We start from the raw sequence: 18644 nt of genomic DNA, 5'->3' as shown, positions 1-18644 counted from the left end.
TGGATGCGTGATGCCAGCACACGCAGGCGTGCCAACCAAGGTTGGCACCTACCAGAGCTGACGCCGTGCGTGGATGAGTGATTGCGCGCGCACGCGTGCGTGCCAACCAAGGTTGGCACCTACCAAAGCTGACGCCATGCGTGGATGCGTGATGCCAGCACACGCAGGCGTGCCAACCAAGGTTGGCACCTACCAGGGCTGACGCCGTGCGTGGATGGGTGATTGCGCGCGCACGCGTGCGTGCCAACCAAGGTTGGCACCTACCAGAGCGGTGCGACGCGGGTGGCGTCAGCGGGCCAGGGCGACTTCGTTGCCGGCGTGCTGCTGGCGCAGCCACTGCGCCAGGTCGCGCGGGCTGAGCGGGCGTGAGTACAGATAACCCTGTATTTCGTCGCAGCCCTGGCGGCGCAGCATGTCTTCTTCCTGGTGCGTTTCCACGCCTTCGGCCACGACCTTCATGCCCAGGGCGTGGCCCAGGTGCACGATGGCCTGGGTCACTTCGGCGGTGCCCGAATCGTGCAGCATGCCCTGCACGAAGCTGCGATCGATCTTCAGCCGCCCCACCGGGAAGCGGTTGAGGTAGTTCAGGTTGGAGAACCCGGTACCGAAGTCGTCCACCGCCAGCGGCACGCCATGGCGTTCCAGCACGTCGAAGCAATGGCGCAGCACGTCGGTGTCACGGATCAGCGCGGATTCGGTCAGTTCCAGCTCCAGCCGCTGCGGCGGCCAGCCGTGCGCGTGGCAGATGTCGATCACGCGCTCGGCGAAGCCACGGTCGCGCAACTGCACGGCCGAGACGTTCACCGCCACGCGATCAAAGCACAGGCCGGCACGATCCCACGCCGCCGCTTGTCGGCACGCCTCGTTCAGTACCCAGTCGCCGATGCGGACGATTTCGCCGCACTTCTCGGCAATGGGTATGAACTCGGCCGGGCTGCAGTAGCCAATGCCCGGCCGGTGCCAGCGCAGCAGCGCCTCGATGGCGGGCGGTTCGCCGTTGTGGGCGTGCAGCAGCGGCTGGTAGGCCAGGCTGAATTCTTCGCGCTCGATCGCGCCGTGCAGGCCGTGTTCGATCTCCAGGCGGCGCTGGATGCGGGCCAGGGCGTCCTGGCTGTAGTACTGATAGGTGTTGCGCCCCGCTTCCTTGGCCGCGTACATGGCCGCATCGGCTGCACGCAGCAGGGAATCGAAATCGGTCTGCGACTCACCCAGCATGGCGATACCCACGCTGGCGCCCACCTTGAGCGAGGTATCGCCACGGCGCAGCGGCTCGGCCAGCGAGCCGATCAGCTTGCGTGCCACGTGGCCGGCATCCTCCGGCTCGGCCAGGTCACGCAGCACGACGATGAACTCGTCGCCACTGAAACGGCCGAACAGGTCGTTGTTGCGCAGGTTCTGGTGCAGGCGGGTGGCGGCGGCCTTCAGCAGTGCATCGCCGGTGGCGTGGCCGAAGCTGTCGTTGATGTTCTTGAAACCATCCAGGTCGATGAATAGCATGGCCAGTGAGGTGCCCCGGTCACGCGCCTCTTCGATGGCTTCGGCGGTCTGTTCGCCCAGCAGCACCCGGTTGGGCAGGCCGGTCAGCAGATCGTAATGGGCCAACAGCTCGATGCGCTCGCTGGCCTCGCGTTCGCGGGTGATGTCACGGAACAGGACCACGTAACGCGCCGGCAGCCCGTCGCGCCGATCCAGTTCGATCAGCACCTGCACCCAGACGCGCAGGCCCGATTGGCGGTAGAAGCAAAGGTCCAGCTGCTCGGGCAGCCCGCCATTGGAAATGCGGCCGAGCGCGGCCTCGAACGCGTTGCGCGAGTCCTCGGTGTACAGCGCCAGCGCCTGGTCCAGGGTGATCGGTTCCTTGCGCAGGCCGTGGATTCGGTAACACTCCTCGGTCCACTGCATGTTCCGGGTCGACACCTCGATTTCGCAGCCGCCGATGCGTCCCAGCGCGGACACGCGGTTGAGCAGCTCGGTGCGCCATCGGATCAGCGCATCGGTCTGGTGCTGTTCGGTGATGTTCTGCACCTGGCCGAGCAGGCGCTTGGGCTGCCCGTCCATGTCCAGCAGCGGCTGCATCCACAGGCGCAGGTGCTGCGAGGGTTCGCTGCCCCGGGTGAGTTCCAGATCCAGGTTCGCGGCCCTGCCATCGCGCCACAGCCGTCGCCACGCGGCACGCAGCGCGCCGCGGGAACGTGGATGCAGCTGTTTCAGCCAGCGCCGCTGGCCGGGCACACTGCCCTGCTCCAGCGCCAGCAGCGAGCGCAGCTCGGGCGACCACCAGAAACGGTGGTTCTGCGGGTCGAACGACCAGCTGCCCATGCTGGCGATGCGCTGGGCCTCGCTCAGGTGCAGCTGCTGTTCCTGCAGCAGCGCTTCCAGCTGCTTCTGCTGTTCGATATCGGTATGCGTGCCGACCATGCGCAGCGGCTGGCCATCGGCGGTGCGCGCCACCACCCGGCCACGATCGAGCACCCAGCGCCAGTGTCCATCGCCCTGGCGGAAGCGGAACTGAGCGCTGTACTGCTCGCTGTGCCCGCGCAGGTGCTCGTCCAGCACCGCGCGCACATCGGCGATATCGTCCGGATGCACCCGGCCCAGCATTTCGGTGGCATTTTCATCGCCGAGGGCTGGGGTGCGCAGCACGCGGTCGGTAGGAATGTCCCAGTCCCACAGGCTGTGCCCTGCACTCTCCAGGGCCAGTGCCCAACGCCCGCCGCCGGTAAGCGGCACCGGTTCGGGCACACTCAGAGTGAAGGCCATCAGGTTGCCGCTGCCATCGTGCACGGCGCGCAGGTGGCCATCGTAGTGGCCCTGCGGCCCGCCCGGCAGCGAGCACGGCACGATGCCTCCGTCGGCCGCCAGCAGCCGCAGGTCTTCCAGCATGGGCGCATAAGCCGCCAGGGTGGCCGGCAGCCCATGCTCGCGCGCGGCCGGATTGGCCGCCAGCGGACGGCCACTGCGGTCGACGATGACCAGTGCCGACGCGAGCGGATGCTGCAGCAGGCTGGCGATGATCCCTTGGTCCACGCGATCTAGCTCCGGAAAGACGCGCCCGACAGCGGGGCATGCAGTCCTTAACGGCCCGCTGCGGGGATAATTGAGTGGTCATCGCGCACCCGCGCGGTAAGATGGCTGGCGCCCCTCCCTACTGCCCCTGCCCATGCCCGCAGACCCGACCGGCACCGACCCTGATTCCGCCCTGCGGATGGCGCAGTCGCTGCGGCGCGACCGCCGCCGGGTGGTGCTGAGCTATCTGATGATGGCGCTGGCGTGGATCATTGCTTCCGATGGCGCGGTGAATGGCTTCGCGCTGGAGCCGCAGCAGGCGGCCTTCTGGCAGAGCGTGAAGGGGGCGTTCTTCGTCTTTGCCAGCGCCGGCCTGCTCTATCTGCTGCTGCGGCCCCTGGCCGAACATGTGTTGGCTACCCATGCCCGCCTGCAGACGTCCGAAACGCGCCTGCGGCAGATGTTCGAAGGCAACCCTGGTCCGATCCTGGTGTACGACCTGGACAGTCTGGCCATTCTGGATGCGAACCCGGCGGCCTGCCAGGCGTTCGGCTGGGAGCGCGAGGAACTGCTGGCCCGCACCATCGAGATCCTGTGGCCGCCCGGCCAGGACCAGGGGCTGCAGACCAAACTGGAAGCGATCCGCGAGGCCCCCGAACAGCTGTGCACCCTGCGCGCACAGTTGCAGCTGCGCGATGGCAGCCTGCGGCAGATGGAGCTGCGGTCCAATGCCATTGACTACGACGGCCGCAACGCCCGCCTGCTGATCGCCATCGACCGCACCGCCGAGGACCTGGCCCAGCTGCGCCGTGACCAGGCACTGGCGCGGGTGGAAGAGGCCCACGAACTGGCACGCATCGGCGCCTGGGAACTGGACCCAGCCAGTGGCCTGGGCCGCTACTCCAACCAGGTCTACCGGCTGCTGGGCCGGCGCCCGCCCGAGGCGCGACGCTGGCACCGCTTCGATGAACTGCTGGTGCCGGCCGATCCGGCCACCGCCGCGCAGGCCGAACAACTGCTGGCCGACCTCTGTGCCGGCGAACCGGTGCAGGTGGACGTGCTGCTGCCGCTGCTGGCCATGGATGGGCGTGCGTTGATGGTGCACCTGCGTGCGGCCAGTGGTCGCGACGAAGCCGGCCGCGAACGCGTGCTGGGCACGCTGCAGGATGTGACCGAACGCGAGCAGTCGCGACGCCTGCTGCGCGAACGCGAGGAGCAGTTCCGTGAACTGGTGCGGGTACTGCCCGACGGCGTGGTGATCCTGTCCGAAGAACACGTGCTGTATGCCAACGCCTGGGCCGCGGGCCTGTTCGGCTACGGCAGCCATGCACTGCTGGGCGAGCCGCTGTCGGCGCTGGTGAACGGCGCCGACCTGGCGCGTGTGCGCGCCCAGTTGCGCGCCGGCCAGCCCCAGCACAGCCCGGGCCACAGCAGCGTAGCGGTCATGCAGCGTGCCGATGGTCGCCATTTCCATGCGGGACTGGCGGTGGGCGACGTGCGCTACGGCGGCCGCGACTGCAAGCTGCTGATCGTGCGCGACCTGAGCGAAGCCGAACGTACCCGCAGCGCGTTGGAGAACAGCAACCGTGAACTGCAGGCCATGGCCGGTCGCCTGTTCTCGCTGCAGGAAGACGAGCGCCGTGCGATCTCGCGGGATCTGCATGACGATATCGGTCAGGCGATCACCGCCATGAAACTTTCCGCCTATGCCGCGCAGGATGAACAGGACCCTGCCCGCCGGGGCGAGGATCTGGCACAGATCGTCAGCCTGGCGGACACCACCGTGGCCAAGCTGCGCGACATCTCCACCCTGCTGCGCCCGCCGCAACTGGATGCACTGGGCCTGGAGGCCGCGTTGAGCTGGCAGGCACGGGTGCTGTTTCGCTCTTCGCCGGTGGAGCTGCTGGCCGAGATCGACGCACTGCCGACCCGCCCTGACAACAGCATCGAGCAGGCCTGCTTCCGTATTGCGCAGGAAAGCCTGACCAATGCCCTGCGCCACGCGCGCGCCAGTCAGGTGCAGCTGCAGCTGCGCGATCTGGGCCAGCGCGGCCTGCACCTGCAGATACGCGATGATGGCGAGGGCTTCGATCCGGATGGACCGCGCGGCCTGGGCCTGATCGTGATGCGCGAGCGCGCGCAGAGCGTGGGTGGCCACGTACACATTGCTTCGGCACACGGCGCCGGCACCCTGGTCGACGTCCACCTTCCCTATCAGGCCGCCATGACGGCGGCCGTCGAGTCTCCGGAACACTGAGCCATGTGGAACCCCAATCTGCCCCCGGTCAGCATTGACGATGCCCCCGACCGGCTGGGTGCCGGCAATCCCGAACTACAGGCCATGGTGGCCGAAGCCGCCTCCGGCGGCACCCCGCTGATGTTGATGCATGTGGACATCGATCACTTTGCTTCGGTGAACGAGAACATGAGCGCGGAGGTCGGTGACCAGGCACTGGTGCTGGTGGCCCAGCGCCTGCAGTCGTATCTGCGCGGGCGCGGCAAACTGTGGCGGCACGGCAGTGATGAATTCCTGATCGCCGTGCCGCGTACCGCCGACCTGCCGCTGCCTGAAGATTTCGCCGAGGAGATCCGCCAGCAGATGGAACTGCCGCTGTCGGTGCTGCCGTACACGCTGTTCATGACCGGCAAACTGGGCGTGAGCCTGTGCCCGGAACATGCCAGCAGCGCCTCGCGGCTGCTGGACCACGCCGAAGATGCGCTTTACCAGGCCGCGCGTGAAGGCGGCAATGCGGTGCGTATCCATGCGGTGGATACCCCGCCCAGCGCACACAGTGAAAGCATCATTGCCCGGCAGATCGTCGATGCCATTCCCAATGGCGAACTGAAGCTGCGCTACCAGCCGCTGGTGAGCGCGCGCGACGGCCACGTGGTGGGCATGGAAGCGCTGCTGCGCTGGCAGTCGCCCACCCTGGGCATGCTGGTACCGGAACGCTTCATGCGCACTGCCGAGCGGCTGGGCATCATCGTGCAGATCGGCACCTGGGTGCTCGAAGGCGCACTGAAGCAGGCCCGCCTGTGGCGCGACCAGGGCTTCGACGATTTCACCATTGCGGTGAACGTGTCGACCCTGCAGCTGCTGCGCCCGAACTTCTTCGCCGAAGTGATGTCGCTGATGCAGGCCGCAGGTGTGCCGGCGCACATGCTGACGCTGGAGATCAATGAAAGCGCGCTGACCAACAACGTGAACTTCGTGCACGAAACGCTGGCCAACCTGCGCAACGAAGGGATCAGCCTGAGCCTGGACAACTTCGGCACGGGCGATTCCAGCCTGAGTGCGCTGGTGCGCTACCCGGTGGACAAACTGAAGATCGACCGCAGCTTCATCAAGAGCGCTCCGGCCGGCAATCGCGAGGCCGCCATCGCCCGCGCGATCATTGCCATGGGCCACCAGCTGGGCATGACCGTCATTGCCAATGGCGTGGAATCGCAGGCCCAGCTGGGCTTCCTGCGCCGCAACGACTGCGATGTGTTCCAGGGCTATCTGTTCGGCGAGCCGATGTCGGCCGATGCCGCCGGCATGACCCTGCGCCGCCGCTACCTGCGCCCGGAGGCCTTTGCCGAAACGCGCCCGGATCGCACGCTGCTGCTGCTGGATGACGAGGAGAACGTGCTGCGTTCGCTGGTGCGCCTGTTCCGCCGTGACGGCTACCGCATCCTGGCCGCAGGCAACGTGCGCGACGCCTTCGACCTTCTGGCGATCAACGACGTGCAGGTGATCCTGTCCGACCAGCGCATGAGTGACATGAGCGGTACCGAGTTCCTGGGCCGGGTGAAGATGCTCTACCCGGACACGATCCGGCTGGTGTTGTCCGGCTATACCGATCTGAACACGGTGACAGACGCGATCAACCGGGGTGCGATCTACCGCTTCCTGACCAAGCCGTGGAACGATGATGAGTTGCGCAAGCACATCCACCAGGCATTCCGTACGTATGAAGAGCAGCGCCGCAGCAATGCGGGCCCGGCGCTGGCCGAACCGCTGGAGGGCGGCGAGGACCGTTCTCCGCTGCGGTGACCGATCTGTAGAGTCGAGCCATGCTCGACTGCGGCAAAAAGCAGTCGAGCATGGCTCGACCCTACAGAAGCAAGATCAGCGCGGCTGCTTGATCGGCAGCACCACGCGGAAGCGCGAGCCGACCCCGGGAGTACTGTCCAGGTCGATGCGGCCGTGGTGCTTGTTGATGATGCTGTAGGAGATCGACAGGCCCAGCCCGGTACCACTGCCCACCGGCTTGGTGGTGAAGAACGGATCGAAGATGCGCTGGCGCAGCTCGGGCGAAATGCCGCCGCCGGTATCCTCGAACTCCACCCACACCATGTCCCCGTCCACGCCGGTACGCACGGTGATGGTGCCGCGCTCAGCAATGGCGTGACCGGCATTCAGCAGCAGGTTCATGTACACCTGGTTCAACTCGGACGGCAGGCATTCCACCAGGGGCAGCTGGCCGAACTGGCGCTCCAGGGTCACCTTGTACTTGAGCTCGTTCCAGATGATGTTGATGGTCGATTCAAGGCCCGCATGCAGGTCCACCAGCTTCCATGACTCGTCGCGGCCGGAATACGAGAAGTCCTTCAGGTCGCGCACGATGCGGGTCACCCGCTCGATGCCCTCGCGCGACTCGGCCATCAGCTGGGGCAGGTCGCGGCTGATGAAATCGATGTCCAGGCGATCGCGGATATCGTCGATCTCTGGAATCAGCGCCTTCGGATCGGGCGCGCGCAGGGCGCGCTCGTACGCTTCGATGACCGTGAACAGGCTGCGCAGGTATTCCTGCAGGCTGCCCAGGTTGGAGTGCACGTAACCGATCGGGTTGTTGATCTCGTGCGCCACGCCCGCGGCCAGCTGGCCGATGGACGCCATCTTTTCCGACTGCAGCAGTTTTTCCTGGGTGCCGTTCAGGCGCAGATAGGCCTGGCGCAGTTCGGCGTGGCGCTGCTGCAGTTCGCGTTCGTAGTCTTCCTGCCCTTCAATGCGCTGGAACAGCGCCAGGTAATGGCTCTGTCCGCCTTCGCCATGGTGATACAGATGGGCGATGACCACGCCCTCGCCCAGCGGCAGGCTGCCGCTCCAGGCGCCCTGTTGCCGGGCCTGCTCAAGCGCGTCAGGCGGCAGCAGTTCGCGCAGGCGCTGCGCCGGCGCCGCCGCGCCGTCGGCGTTGCCCAACAGGTGCTGGGCAGCCGGATTGGCCAGCGCCACCTGCCCATCGGCAGTGAACAACAACAGCCCTTCGCGCAGGCGCTCCAACAGGGCCTGCAGCACGGGCTGGGAAGGAAGGGGGGCAGTAACCAGGGCGTTGGCGGCAGACACGGCGACTCGGGAGCTTGCGAACAGGCGCCCAATATACGCGCTCCGGCTGCGGGCCACAGCCCGCCCGGCAGCGGCCAGCGGCCGCCCGGGAATCAGGCGACGGCCAGCGGCCGGCGCGCGGTAACGGTGTGCGACTGGCCCTTGGCGTCGTAGGCCGAGGCGTCTTCGGTGCGGCCGAGCTGCCGCAGCGCCCAGTTGACCTCGCGGCGGCGGCGCGACAGCAGCACGCCGTTGGCGCGGTTGCGCTCGGCCAGCGCCTGCAGCTGTTCGCCCTGCCCCACCGGCGGCGTGCCTTCCAGCGCACGCAGCGCCTCCAGCTTGGCCCCGGTGGCCCGGATCAACGCATGCACGTCGTGCTCAACCAAGGCCTGGCGTTCAACGTCCAGGGCCTCGGCAAGGCGCTGCAGCGGCTCGCTCATCGCCGCGCTCATCCCTGCAGCTGCTGGTCCAGCTCGAGCATGCGCGAAGCGATCGCGTCCGGATTGATCTTGTAGGTGCCGTTCTGCAGCGACTCGCGCACGGCGGCCACGCGCTGGGCGTCGATCGCCGGGGCGGTGCTCAGGTCGCGCTCGATGGCCTGCAGGTTGGTGGCTTCGCCGGTCAGGCGCAGGCTGTCAGCTGCTTCCACCGGGCGGGCAGCCGAATCGCTGCTCACGCCGGGCTTGCTGGCCGGGGTCGAAACGCCGCGCAGGGCCTGCGGGATCTGCAGATTGCCGTCGATTTTCTGGCTCATGGGGTGTCCTGGAGTTGCCGTACACAAGGGATAACGGCCGCTGGGCCGTGATCTTTAGGGATTTTCCAAACTTTTTCAACGCGCCACGATTACGTCACCGGCCGCGTCCACCACGCCCTGCACGATGCGGCGGGTGGACAGGTTTTCGACCGAAACGCGGTCGTTGTGGCCGGCATCGCCGAGGGCGCGGCCGGCAATACGCACTTCCACCGCGCCGGTGCGGGCGACCAGGGCCACATTGTCTCCACGCTTGATGAGACGTTGTGCCAGCAAGTCGTTGGCCGATAGCAGGCTGCCTGCCGCCAGCGGACGGCGCGCAATGCGCCCCACCGCCGCAGCCGGGTCAGCCAGCACCGCGCCGGCAATACGGGCCGCGTCACGCTGGGCAGTGCTGATATCGGCCGCACTGAGGGTTTCTCCAGTGGCAATGCCACGGGTCAGCACCAGCACCGTCTGGTTGTGCCGTACCTTCACCGGCACGAACAGCCGCCAGCCCCCGGCATCGGGGCAACTGACCTCCACGGTGGTGTTGGCGGTGGGCTGTACTGCCAAGGCCTTGCCGCAGAGAGGCAGGCGCAGCGCATCGGCCACCACGGCCTCGCCTTCGCTGCCCACAGGCAGCGTGGACAGGGCGGCTGAGCGGATGCTCGCCACCGGCTGCCACTGCGCGGCCTGCGCCCACGGCGTAGCCAATGCAAGCGCAGCGGCTACTAGTAATGTCATCCGGCGCATGGCGCCTCCTGGGTTCGCTGGGACCTGGCCCGAAAGGATGCAAGCGCTGTGCCAGCCCACCCCTGCAGCGTCGAGCTTGCTCGTCGTCCTTCTGTAGAGTCGAGCGGTGCTCGACTGCACGGCACATCAGTCGAGCATGGCTCGACTCTACAAGAGGCGGAAGTCGAGCAAGCTCGACTCTATGACCGGGGGGCGGCATCACATTCCCCTCAAGTTCGGTGGCCACCACGCCGATACAGCAGCCATGTCCCATGACCTGCTCAACCGGATCGACCAGCGGACCCGACTGGCCGGCCACAATCGCCTGGCGCTGCTGCTGTTCCGTCTCGGCGGACGTCAGCTTTTTGGCGTCAATGTCTTCAAGGTGCAGGAAGTGCTGCGCCGGCCCGAGCTGTTCCAGGTGCCAGGCCTGCCCGGCCAGTTCGCCGGCGTGGCCGACGTGCGTGGCCGCTCGGTACCGGTGCTGGACCTGGGCCTGGCCATCGGCCACCCCGAGCGTGAACCAGACGCCGACACGGCCCCCGGCTACCTGGTGGTGACCGAGTTCAACCGCTCGATCCAGGGGTTCCTGGTGAGTGGTGTGGAGCGCATCGTGAACATCGCGGTGGAGGACATTCACCCGCCGCCGGAGCTGGGCGCCGAATCCAGTTACCTGACGGCTGTCACCCGCTTCCAGGGTGAACTGATCCAGGTGATCGACGTGGAAAGCGTGCTGGCTGATATTGCCCAGGTTCGCAGCGAAGCCGTACTGGACCCGGCCATGGCCATGCCGGCCGACGCACCGCAGCTGCAGGTGCTGGTGGTGGATGACTCGCGCGTGGCGCGCCAGCAGATCCGCAGTGTGCTGGACCAGCTGGGCGTGGGCGCCACCCTGCTTTCCGATGGCAAGCAGGCGCTGGACCACCTGCTGCAGATCCACGCCTCGGGCGAAAACCCGGCTGAGCGGTACGCCATGGTGATTTCCGATATCGAAATGCCGGCCATGGACGGCTACACGCTGACGACGGAAATCCGGCGCCATGCCGGTCTGTCCGGGCTGTATGTGCTGCTGCACACCTCCCTGTCAGGCGTATTCAACAATGCGATGGTCGAACGCGTGGGCGCCAATGCCTTCGTGGCCAAGTACTCGCCGCATGAACTGGCAGACTTCGTGCTGGACCGCCTGCGCAAGGTAGCGATGGCGGCCTGAGGCCGCCCACGGGGTCAGACCTGCGCAGGGGCTCTGGCCCCCTCGCCCTGCCCCTGCCCCGTTGGGGTCAGAGCCCCTGCGGGGATCTGACCCCTTCACGCGTTTGGCACACCACTTGCAGCTTCCCGGGCAACGTTCCTGTGGGAGTGCATCGTGCGCAACCTGATTACCGATTACCTGGGCGTCCACGCCCAGGCCATGCCGTTGCGCGAACAGCGCATGAAGCTGATCGCCAGCAACCTCGGCAACGCCGACACCCCCGGCTACAAGGCCCAGGACCTGGACTTCGACGCCGCCCTGCGCCACGCCCAGGGGCTGGATGCCAACGGCCTGATGAACACCACCCACGAGCAGCACTACGAAATCAGTAGTGGCCTGAACCCGTTCCAGGTGGCCCGTGAAGGCGTGCAGCCCAGCCTGGACGGCAACACCGTCGACCCCGATGCAGAGCGCGCCGCTTACGGCCGTGCTGCCCTGGAATACCGCGCCTCGCTCAGCTTCGTCGAGAGCAAGGTGCGTTCCATGTTGACTGCGATCACGGGGCAATAAGCCATGAGCAACCTGCCGATCTTCGATATCGCCGGTTCCGCGCTGCAGGCGCAGTCGGTGCGCATGAGCACCATCGCCTCCAACCTGTCCAACGCTGACAGCATCGCCGGTTCTGCCGACGCGGTGTACAAGCCGCTGGAGCCGATCTTCCAGGCCGTCACCAGCAAGACCGATCCGAACATCACTTCGGTGAAGGTCAAGGAAATCAGCCAGAGCGAAGCCGCGCCGATCAAGCGTTACGAGCCGGGCCACCCGCTGGCCGACGCCGAAGGCTACATCTACCAGCCCGACGTGGATCCGGTGGCGCAGATGGTCAACCTGATCTCGACCTCGCGCAACTACCAGGCCGGCGTGGAAATGCTGACCACCGCCAAGGAACTGGCCCTGGCCACCCTGACCATGGGCCGCTGAGGCCCGCTGTACCGGACACCGCCATGACCACTGCCGTCAACAACCAGACCAACCAGGACGTCTACGCCGCACTCGGCCTGAACGCGCCCAACAGCACCAATACCAAGAAGAAGAACACCCTGGACCAGGCCGACTTCCTGCGCCTGATGACCGAACAGCTGCAGCACCAGGACCCGCTGAAGCCGATGGACAACACGCAGATGGTCGCGCAGATGGCGCAGATGTCCACCGTGCAGGGCATCACCGACCTGAACTCCACCGTCAAGGGCTTCCAGGAATCCATGGCCAGCGACCAGGTGCTGCGTGGCGCCGCCCTGGTCGGCCACGAAGTGCTGGTGCCTTCAGAAAAGCTGGTGCTGGAAGAGGACGGCACGGTGAGCGGCACGGTTGCCGCCCCCGCCGCTGGCATCGTCACCGTTGATGTGACCGACGCCAACGGCGCCAAGGTCACCTCCATCAGCGTGGAAGCCAAGGCCGCAGGTGAGGTGTCGTTCCAGTGGGACGGCAAGGATGCCAACGGCAACCGCATGGAGCCGGGCAAGTACTCCATTGTCGCCAACCACGTCGACACCGCAGGCACCAGCACCAAGCTGTCCACCTACGTACAGGCGCCGGTTGAAAGCGTGACCGTCGGCTCTGACGGCCTGTATCTGAACCTGAAGGGCCTGGGCACGGCCCCGATCGACTACGTGCTCCGCGTCAGCTGAGCCGCACAACCCGCATCTACCAGGAGCATCCCATGGGCTTCAACATCTCGCTGTCCGGCATCAATGCCGCCAACTCCGACCTGAGCGTCACCGCCAACAACGTCGCCAACGCCAACACTACCGGCTTCAAGGAATCGCGCGCCGAGTTCGCCGATCTGTTCTCGGCCACCAGCTATGGCCTGGCCAAGAACCAGGTAGGTTCGGGCGTGCGCGTCTCCAACGTCGCCCAGCAGTTCATCCAGGGCAACAACGAACAGACCGGCCGTGGCCTGGACATGGCGATTTCCGGCGAAGGCTTCTTCACCATGAACATGAACGGTGCGCGGGTCTACTCGCGCGCCGGCAATTTCCAGACCGATCCGGCCGGCTACGTGGTAAACCCGCAGGGCGCGCGCCTGCAGGTGTTCGCGCCGAACGCCGACGGCACCAACTTCGATGCTGGCCGGCTGGTCGATCTGCAGCTGCTGACCACCGACAGCCCGCCCAAGCAGACCAGCGAAGTCAAGGTGGGTTTCACCCTGCCGGCCAACGCCAAGGTGCCGACGGTCAACCCGTTCGACCCGACCGACTCCAACAGCTACAACCACTCCAGCGGTGGCATCACCGTGTATGACTCGCTGGGCGTCAGCCACACCCAGGTGTCCTACTTCGAAAAGCTGGCCGGCGTGAACCAGTGGCGTGTGCACAACTACGTCGATGGCGTGGCCGCGGGGACGCCGACCAACCTGACCTTCGACAACGCTGGCAAGCTGACGGTGCCCGCCAACGGCCAGATCAGCCTGGGCACCTTCACCCCGCCCACCGGCGCCGGCGCCCTGAACATGACCCTGGACGTGTCCGGGTCGACCCAGTACGGCGAGAAGTTCGCACTGCGCAACACCCAGCAGGATGGTTACGCGGCCGGCAAGCTCAACGAGGTCACCGTGTCGGAAACCGGCGTGGTGTTTGCCCGCTACTCCAATGGCGATGACAAGGCACTGGGCCAGGTGGCGCTGACCACCTTCAACAACACCCAGGGCCTGGAGCAGAAGGGCAACAACCTGTGGGTGGAGACCTTCGATTCGGGCACCCCGCGCACCAGCGCGCCGGACACCTCCAACATGGGCAAGATCCAGGCAGGCGCGCTGGAATCGTCCACCGTGGACCTGACCGAGCAGCTGGTGAACATGATCGTGGCCCAGCGCAACTTCCAGGCCAACGCGCAGATGATCACCACGCAGGACCAGATCACCCAGACCGTCATCAACATCCGTTGATGAGGTGCTGACCCTGTCACGGAACTCCCCGCATGGATAAAGCCCTTTACGTGGCGATGACCGGTGCCCGCGCCTCCCTGCAGGCGCAGGGTACGCTCAGCCACAACCTCGCCAACTCGGACACCCCCGGCTTCAAGGAAGCGCTGGCCAACACCGAAGCCTTCCCTATCCGTGGGCCGGGCTATGCCTCGCGGGTGGATGCGCTGCACGTCGACGCCGGCTTCAACCGCAGCGCCGGCGCGCAGCACATCACCGGCAAGCCGCTGGACCTGTCGTTGCAGACCGGAACCTGGCTGGCCGTGCAGGCCACCGATGGCAGCGAAGCCTACACCCGGGGGGCCGCGCTGTCGGTTACCCCCAACGGCCAGCTGGTCACTTCCAGCGGCCGTGCGGTGCTGGACGACAACAACAACCCCATTGCCATTCCGCCCTACCAGGCGATGGAAGTGGGCAACGACGGCACGATCTCGATCATTCCGCAGGGCGAAGGCCCGCAGACCATGGCCATGATCGGCCGCATCAAGATCGTGCAGGCGCCGGACGAACGACTGGAGCGCGGACTGGATGGCCTGTTCCGCAACAACGACCCGCAACAACCCTTCGCCCAGGCACAGGGCGCCACCGTGCACAGCGGCCAGCTGGAAGGCAGCAACGTGGACGCGGCCGGTGCGCTGGTGCAGATGATCCAGTTGCAGCGCCAGTACGAAATGCAGGTGCAGGTGATCAAGCACGGCGACGACAACGCACGCAGCGCCAACAGCCTGCTGCGCCTGGGCGGCTGACGGAATTCCGGCGCCGGCTGCGGCCGGCGTTGGCACACCGCTTGCACCACCTCCACCAACGGCCGCACCGCGCGGCCCGCTTCAGCCAGACAGGATTCCGAAGATGAACCAGGCATTGTGGATCGCAAAAACCGGACTGGATGCGCAGCAGACGCGCATGTCGGTGGTTTCCAACAACCTCGCCAATACCAACACCACCGGTTTCAAGCAGGACCGCGCCAGCTTCGAAGACCTGCTGTACCAGCAGGTGCGCCAGCCCGGCGGCGCCAGTTCGGCACAGACGCAGCTGCCGACCGGCCTGCAGCTGGGCACCGGCGTGCGCGTGGTGGCCACCTCGAAGAACTTCGAACAGGGCAGCCAGCAGCAGACCGGCCGAGCGCTGGACGTGATGGTCAACGGCCGCGGTTTCTTCGAAGTGCAGCTGCCCGATGGCAGTTCGGCCTACACCCGCGATGGTTCGTTCAAGATCAACCAGGACAGCGAGCTGGTGACCAACACCGGCTACCCGGTGCAGCCGGGCATCCAGATTCCCGAAGGCGCGCAGTCGGTCACCATCGGCAGCGACGGCACCATCAGCGTGAAGATGGCCGACGACGCCGCATCGGTGGAAGTGGGCGCGCTGACCCTGACCGATTTCGTGAACCCGGCCGGCCTGCAGGCCCGCGGTGAAAACCTGTTCCTGGAAACCACCGCCTCGGGCCCGGCGCAGAACGGCAACCCCGGCCTGAACGGTCTGGGCACCGTCGTGCAGGGTGCGCTGGAAGGCAGCAACGTGAACGTGGTGGAAGAGCTGGTGTCGATGATCGAAACCCAGCGCGCCTACGAAATGAACGCCAAGGCCATTTCCACCACCGACGCGATGCTGGGCTACCTGAACCAGAACGTCTGATCGAGGCCATCGGGATACCGCCATGTCGTCCATCACTACCCTCGCCCGCACCGCGCTGTGCTGCGCCATTACTGCCCTGTTGGGCGGCTGCGTGATCGCCGGCGACGTGCGCCCCTACCCGGCCATGGCGCCGGTGCAGCCGATCGTGCCGATGCAGGCACCGCCCACGGCCGGCGCCATCTACGCCGCCGGCCCGACGCTGAACCTGTATGCCGACCGCCGCGCGCGTGATGTCGGTGATCTGCTGACCATCACCCTGCTGGAAAACACCACCGCGCAGACCAGTGCAAACACCGCCACCAGCAAGGAATCGGGCCTGACCATCGGCTCACCCTCGCTGTTCGGCGCGCCGGTTACCCTGGGCGGCAAGGACATTCTGAGCGCCAGTGCCAACGGTGAGCGTGAGTTCACCGGCAAGGGCAACAGCGCGCAGAGCAACCGCCTGCAGGGCAGCGTGACGGTCACGGTGGTACAGCGCCTGCCCAACGGCAACCTGGTGGTACAGGGGCAGAAGAACCTGCGCCTGAACCAGGGCGACGAACTGGTGCAGGTGCAGGGCATCGTGCGCCCCGGTGACATCAACCAGGACAACACGGTGCCGTCCAGCCGCGTGGCAGAGGCCCGCATTGTCTACGGCGGCCGTGGCGCGGTGGCGCAGTCCAACGCCATGGGCTGGCTGAGCCGCTTCTTCAATTCGGCGCTGGCGCCGTTCTGAGTATTGTCATGAAACTCTTCTCCTCTTCTTCCTGGCAGCGACGCGCGGCGGCGCTCTACGGGTCATTCATCCTGCTGTTGGCCATGGCGGCCCCCGCCAGTGCCGAGCGCATCAAGGACCTGGCCCAGGTGGGCGGTGTGCGCGGCAACGCGCTGGTCGGTTACGGCCTGGTAGTGGGTCTGGATGGCAGCGGCGACCGCACCAGCCAGGCACCGTTCACCGTGCAGAGCCTGAAGAACCTGCTGGGCGAGCTGGGCGTGAACGTGCCGGCCAACGTGAACCCGCAGTTGAAGAACGTGGCCGCCGTGGCGATCCATGCCGAACTGCCGCCGTTCGCCAAGCCCGGCCAACCGATCGATATCACCGTCTCGTCGATCGGCAACGCCGTGTCGCTGCGCGGTGGTTCGCTGCTGATGGCGCCGCTGCGCGGTGCCGACGGCCAGATCTACGCCATCGCCCAGGGCAACCTGATCGTGGGCGGCTTCGGCGCCCAGGGCAAGGATGGCTCGCGCGTTTCGGTGAACGTGCCCAGCGTGGGCCGCATTCCCGGCGGCGCCACCGTTGAACGTGCCCTGCCCGATGTGTTCGGCGCCAACGGCGAGATCACCCTGAACCTGCACAACAACGATTTCACCACCGTATCGCGCATGGTCGGCGCGCTGAACAACGCCTTCGGCGAAGGCGCCGCGCGCGCCGTGGACGGTGTGACGGTGGCCGTGCGCGCGCCGACCGACCCGGGTGCACGCATCGGCCTGCTGGCACGCATCGAGAACCTGGAACTGACCCCAGGCAGCGCACCGGCCAAGGTGGTGGTCAACTCACGCACGGGCACCGTGGTGATCGGCCAACAGGTGCGCGTGGGCCCGGCGGCAATTTCCCATGGTTCGCTCACCGTGACCATCCAGGAAAACGCCAACGTGAGCCAGCCCAACGCGCTGGCTGGTGGGCAGACCGTGGTGACCCCGCAATCGACCATTACCGCCACCAACGATGGCAGCCGCATGTTCAAGTTCAACGGCGGCACCAGCCTGGACGAGATCGTACATGCGGTGAACGCAGTGGGCGCTGCACCCGGCGATCTGATTGCGATCCTGGAAGCACTGAAGCAGGCCGGTGCGCTGAGCGCCGAGCTTGAGGTGATCTGACATGCGTATCACCCCCGCCCTGGAGTTGAACCCGACGCAGCAGAACGACCCGGCCAAGATCGACAAGGTCGCACGGCAGCTGGAAGGCCAGTTCGCGCAGATGCTGGTCAAGAGCATGCGTGATGCCAGCTTCGGCGATTCGCTGTTTCCGGGCGAGAACAAGGTCTTCCGGGACATGTACGACCAGAAGATCGCCGAGACCCTGACCCGCGGCAAGGGTCTGGGCCTGCACGAGAGCATTGCCCGGCAGCTGTCTGGCAACCAGGGCGCGGCGCCGGTACTGGATACGCGCGTCGACCCGGCCAAAGCAAGCCGTGCCTACCAGCTGAACGCACCGGCGCAGGCGCCGTCGCTGCCGCTGGAGGATGCCAGCAACGCGCTGCGCATCCTGCAGCAGATGTCCGCAGGCGTGCAGGACGGCGCGCAATCGTCGGTGGCCCCGATGGAACAGGCGCTGGACCTGATTGCCGGCCGTGAAAGCAGCAGCGCACACCGTGCGCTGGGCACCGAGGATCCCTACGCGGGCAGCATCGGGGGTGCCGACTGGGCCGCCGCCAGCGACCAGTGGGCGCCCACCGCCAGCAACCGTGGCAGTACCGGCACCGCCGCCGACGCGCTGGCCAGCCGCACTGCCGTGGCCCAGCTGGGCGCCCATACCCCGGAAGGCTTCGTGGCAAGCATCTGGCCGCACGCACAGAACGCCGCAAGGGAACTGGGCGTGGATGCCCGCGCCCTGGTCGCCCAGGCTGCGCTGGAAACCGGCTGGGGCAAGCGCCAGATCAAGCATGCCGACGGCAGCACCTCGCACAATCTGTTCGGCATCAAGGCCACCGGCTGGAAGGGCCAGAGTGCCATGGCGGGCACGCACGAGTACGTCGATGGCGTGCGCCGTAACGAAACCGCCGGCTTCCGCGCTTACAGCTCGCCGGCGGAAAGCTTCGCCGATTACGTGCGCCTGCTGAAGACCAGCCCGCGCTACCAGCAGGCCTTGCAGGCCGGCACCGACGTGCGGGGCTTTGCCCGCGGCCTGCAGCGCGCCGGCTACGCCACCGACCCGAGCTACGCCGCCAAGATCGCCGCCATCGCCGGCGGCCCGACCATCGAGCGCGCCGTTGCAGCCGTGACCGATGCCGGCGCCCGCCTTGGCCAGACCTTCGCCAGCACCGCAACCGCGGCGCTGGGTATCACCCGCCGTTGAGGA

General features: G+C 66.7%; 17 protein-coding genes. 12 read left to right on the top strand and 5 right to left on the bottom strand.

Annotated elements, in window-relative coordinates; genetic code table 11:
• Nucleotides 1-288 precede the first annotated feature (288 nt).
• A complete protein-coding gene (locus tag RTY46_RS16075; RefSeq protein WP_312709631.1) occupies nucleotides 289-3027 on the bottom strand; it encodes an EAL domain-containing protein in 2739 nt (912 codons plus the stop codon).
• Between the two features lie 133 nt (nucleotides 3028-3160).
• On the opposite strand from RTY46_RS16075, the gene RTY46_RS16070 reads away from it, so the two are divergent.
• On the top strand, nucleotides 3161-5263 hold the full coding sequence (locus RTY46_RS16070) for a PAS domain S-box protein (protein ID WP_312709629.1): 2103 nt from the start codon (nucleotides 3161-3163) through the stop codon (nucleotides 5261-5263).
• A gap of 3 nt (nucleotides 5264-5266) precedes the next feature.
• Nucleotides 5267-7042: an EAL domain-containing protein gene (locus tag RTY46_RS16065; RefSeq protein WP_108749587.1), complete on the top strand. Its 1776-nt coding sequence runs from the start codon at nucleotides 5267-5269 to the stop codon at nucleotides 7040-7042.
• A gap of 75 nt (nucleotides 7043-7117) precedes the next feature.
• On the opposite strand, the gene RTY46_RS16060 is transcribed toward RTY46_RS16065, so the two are convergent.
• The 4 genes from RTY46_RS16060 to flgA all read right to left on the bottom strand — a co-directional run bounded on the left by RTY46_RS16060 (nucleotide 7118) and on the right by flgA (nucleotide 9800).
• Nucleotides 7118-8335 (bottom strand): ATP-binding protein, encoded by a 1218-nt coding sequence (locus RTY46_RS16060; protein WP_312709628.1) that lies wholly within the window; start codon nucleotides 8333-8335, stop codon nucleotides 7118-7120.
• 92 nt (nucleotides 8336-8427) lie between these two features.
• Nucleotides 8428-8766 carry a flagellar protein FlgN gene (locus RTY46_RS16055; RefSeq protein WP_312709626.1) on the bottom strand — a complete coding sequence of 113 codons (339 nt, stop codon included), beginning with the start codon at nucleotides 8764-8766 and terminating at the stop codon, nucleotides 8428-8430.
• The gene (gene flgM, locus RTY46_RS16050; RefSeq protein WP_312709624.1) at nucleotides 8763-9068 is read right to left on the bottom strand and encodes a flagellar biosynthesis anti-sigma factor FlgM; all 306 of its coding nucleotides are present in this window, start codon (nucleotides 9066-9068) and stop codon (nucleotides 8763-8765) included. Before flgM ends, RTY46_RS16055 begins: the two co-directional genes overlap by 4 nt.
• Before the next feature lie 75 nt (nucleotides 9069-9143).
• Complete coding sequence (gene flgA, locus RTY46_RS16045; RefSeq protein WP_312709622.1) at nucleotides 9144-9800, bottom strand: flagellar basal body P-ring formation chaperone FlgA; 657 nt, start codon at nucleotides 9798-9800, stop codon at nucleotides 9144-9146.
• 244 nt (nucleotides 9801-10044) lie between these two features.
• On the opposite strand from flgA, the gene RTY46_RS16040 reads away from it, so the two are divergent.
• The 10 genes from RTY46_RS16040 (at nucleotide 10045) to flgJ (ending at nucleotide 18641) form a co-directional block, all read left to right on the top strand.
• Complete coding sequence (locus RTY46_RS16040; RefSeq protein ID WP_312709620.1) at nucleotides 10045-10989, top strand: chemotaxis protein; 945 nt, start codon at nucleotides 10045-10047, stop codon at nucleotides 10987-10989.
• Between the two features lie 153 nt (nucleotides 10990-11142).
• A complete protein-coding gene (flgB, locus tag RTY46_RS16035; RefSeq protein WP_312709618.1) occupies nucleotides 11143-11538 on the top strand; it encodes a flagellar basal body rod protein FlgB in 396 nt (131 codons plus the stop codon).
• A 3-nt stretch (nucleotides 11539-11541) separates the two neighbouring features.
• Nucleotides 11542-11949 (top strand): flagellar basal body rod protein FlgC, encoded by a 408-nt coding sequence (gene flgC / locus RTY46_RS16030; RefSeq protein ID WP_312709616.1) that lies wholly within the window; start codon nucleotides 11542-11544, stop codon nucleotides 11947-11949.
• Between the two features lie 23 nt (nucleotides 11950-11972).
• Nucleotides 11973-12656 carry a flagellar hook capping FlgD N-terminal domain-containing protein gene (locus RTY46_RS16025; protein ID WP_312709613.1) on the top strand — a complete coding sequence of 228 codons (684 nt, stop codon included), beginning with the start codon at nucleotides 11973-11975 and terminating at the stop codon, nucleotides 12654-12656.
• A 32-nt stretch (nucleotides 12657-12688) separates the two neighbouring features.
• Complete coding sequence (flgE, locus tag RTY46_RS16020) at nucleotides 12689-13912, top strand: flagellar hook protein FlgE (RefSeq protein WP_312709611.1); 1224 nt, start codon at nucleotides 12689-12691, stop codon at nucleotides 13910-13912.
• Between the two features lie 32 nt (nucleotides 13913-13944).
• Entirely contained in the window at nucleotides 13945-14694 is a 750-nt protein-coding gene (locus RTY46_RS16015) for a flagellar basal body rod protein FlgF (protein WP_312709609.1), read from the top strand.
• A 103-nt stretch (nucleotides 14695-14797) separates the two neighbouring features.
• A complete protein-coding gene (flgG, locus tag RTY46_RS16010) occupies nucleotides 14798-15583 on the top strand; it encodes a flagellar basal-body rod protein FlgG (RefSeq protein WP_049461063.1) in 786 nt (261 codons plus the stop codon).
• Between the two features lie 22 nt (nucleotides 15584-15605).
• On the top strand, nucleotides 15606-16298 hold the full coding sequence (flgH, locus tag RTY46_RS16005; protein WP_312709607.1) for a flagellar basal body L-ring protein FlgH: 693 nt from the start codon (nucleotides 15606-15608) through the stop codon (nucleotides 16296-16298).
• An 8-nt stretch (nucleotides 16299-16306) separates the two neighbouring features.
• Nucleotides 16307-17443, top strand: a complete 1137-nt coding sequence (locus tag RTY46_RS16000; RefSeq protein ID WP_312709605.1) for a flagellar basal body P-ring protein FlgI — start codon at nucleotides 16307-16309, stop codon at nucleotides 17441-17443.
• Nucleotide 17444: 1 nt separating this feature from the next.
• Nucleotides 17445-18641 carry a flagellar assembly peptidoglycan hydrolase FlgJ gene (gene flgJ, locus RTY46_RS15995; protein WP_312709603.1) on the top strand — a complete coding sequence of 399 codons (1197 nt, stop codon included), beginning with the start codon at nucleotides 17445-17447 and terminating at the stop codon, nucleotides 18639-18641.
• Nucleotides 18642-18644: the final 3 nt, after the last annotated feature.

Origin of the sequence: Stenotrophomonas sp., from assembly GCF_032056425.1 — a bacterium.
Lineage (GTDB): Bacteria > Pseudomonadota > Gammaproteobacteria > Xanthomonadales > Xanthomonadaceae > Stenotrophomonas.
Note: the sequence above shows the minus strand (reverse complement) of the source record. Positions and strands in the feature narration are given on the sequence as shown.

Coding starts and splice junctions, on each gene's coding strand:
- flgG (WP_049461063.1), top strand. CDS start 14,798: ATGAACCAGGCATTGTGGATCGCAAAAACCGGACTGGATGCGCAGCAG.
- flgH (WP_312709607.1), top strand. CDS start 15,606: ATGTCGTCCATCACTACCCTCGCCCGCACCGCGCTGTGCTGCGCCATT.
- flgC (WP_312709616.1), top strand. CDS start 11,542: ATGAGCAACCTGCCGATCTTCGATATCGCCGGTTCCGCGCTGCAGGCG.
- RTY46_RS16025 (WP_312709613.1), top strand. CDS start 11,973: ATGACCACTGCCGTCAACAACCAGACCAACCAGGACGTCTACGCCGCA.
- RTY46_RS16055 (WP_312709626.1), bottom strand. CDS start 8,766: ATGAGCGCGGCGATGAGCGAGCCGCTGCAGCGCCTTGCCGAGGCCCTG.
- flgJ (WP_312709603.1), top strand. CDS start 17,445: ATGCGTATCACCCCCGCCCTGGAGTTGAACCCGACGCAGCAGAACGAC.
- flgM (WP_312709624.1), bottom strand. CDS start 9,068: ATGAGCCAGAAAATCGACGGCAATCTGCAGATCCCGCAGGCCCTGCGC.
- RTY46_RS16015 (WP_312709609.1), top strand. CDS start 13,945: ATGGATAAAGCCCTTTACGTGGCGATGACCGGTGCCCGCGCCTCCCTG.
- RTY46_RS16070 (WP_312709629.1), top strand. CDS start 3,161: ATGCCCGCAGACCCGACCGGCACCGACCCTGATTCCGCCCTGCGGATG.
- flgA (WP_312709622.1), bottom strand. CDS start 9,800: ATGCGCCGGATGACATTACTAGTAGCCGCTGCGCTTGCATTGGCTACG.
- flgE (WP_312709611.1), top strand. CDS start 12,689: ATGGGCTTCAACATCTCGCTGTCCGGCATCAATGCCGCCAACTCCGAC.
- RTY46_RS16040 (WP_312709620.1), top strand. CDS start 10,045: ATGTCCCATGACCTGCTCAACCGGATCGACCAGCGGACCCGACTGGCC.
- RTY46_RS16000 (WP_312709605.1), top strand. CDS start 16,307: ATGAAACTCTTCTCCTCTTCTTCCTGGCAGCGACGCGCGGCGGCGCTC.
- RTY46_RS16065 (WP_108749587.1), top strand. CDS start 5,267: ATGTGGAACCCCAATCTGCCCCCGGTCAGCATTGACGATGCCCCCGAC.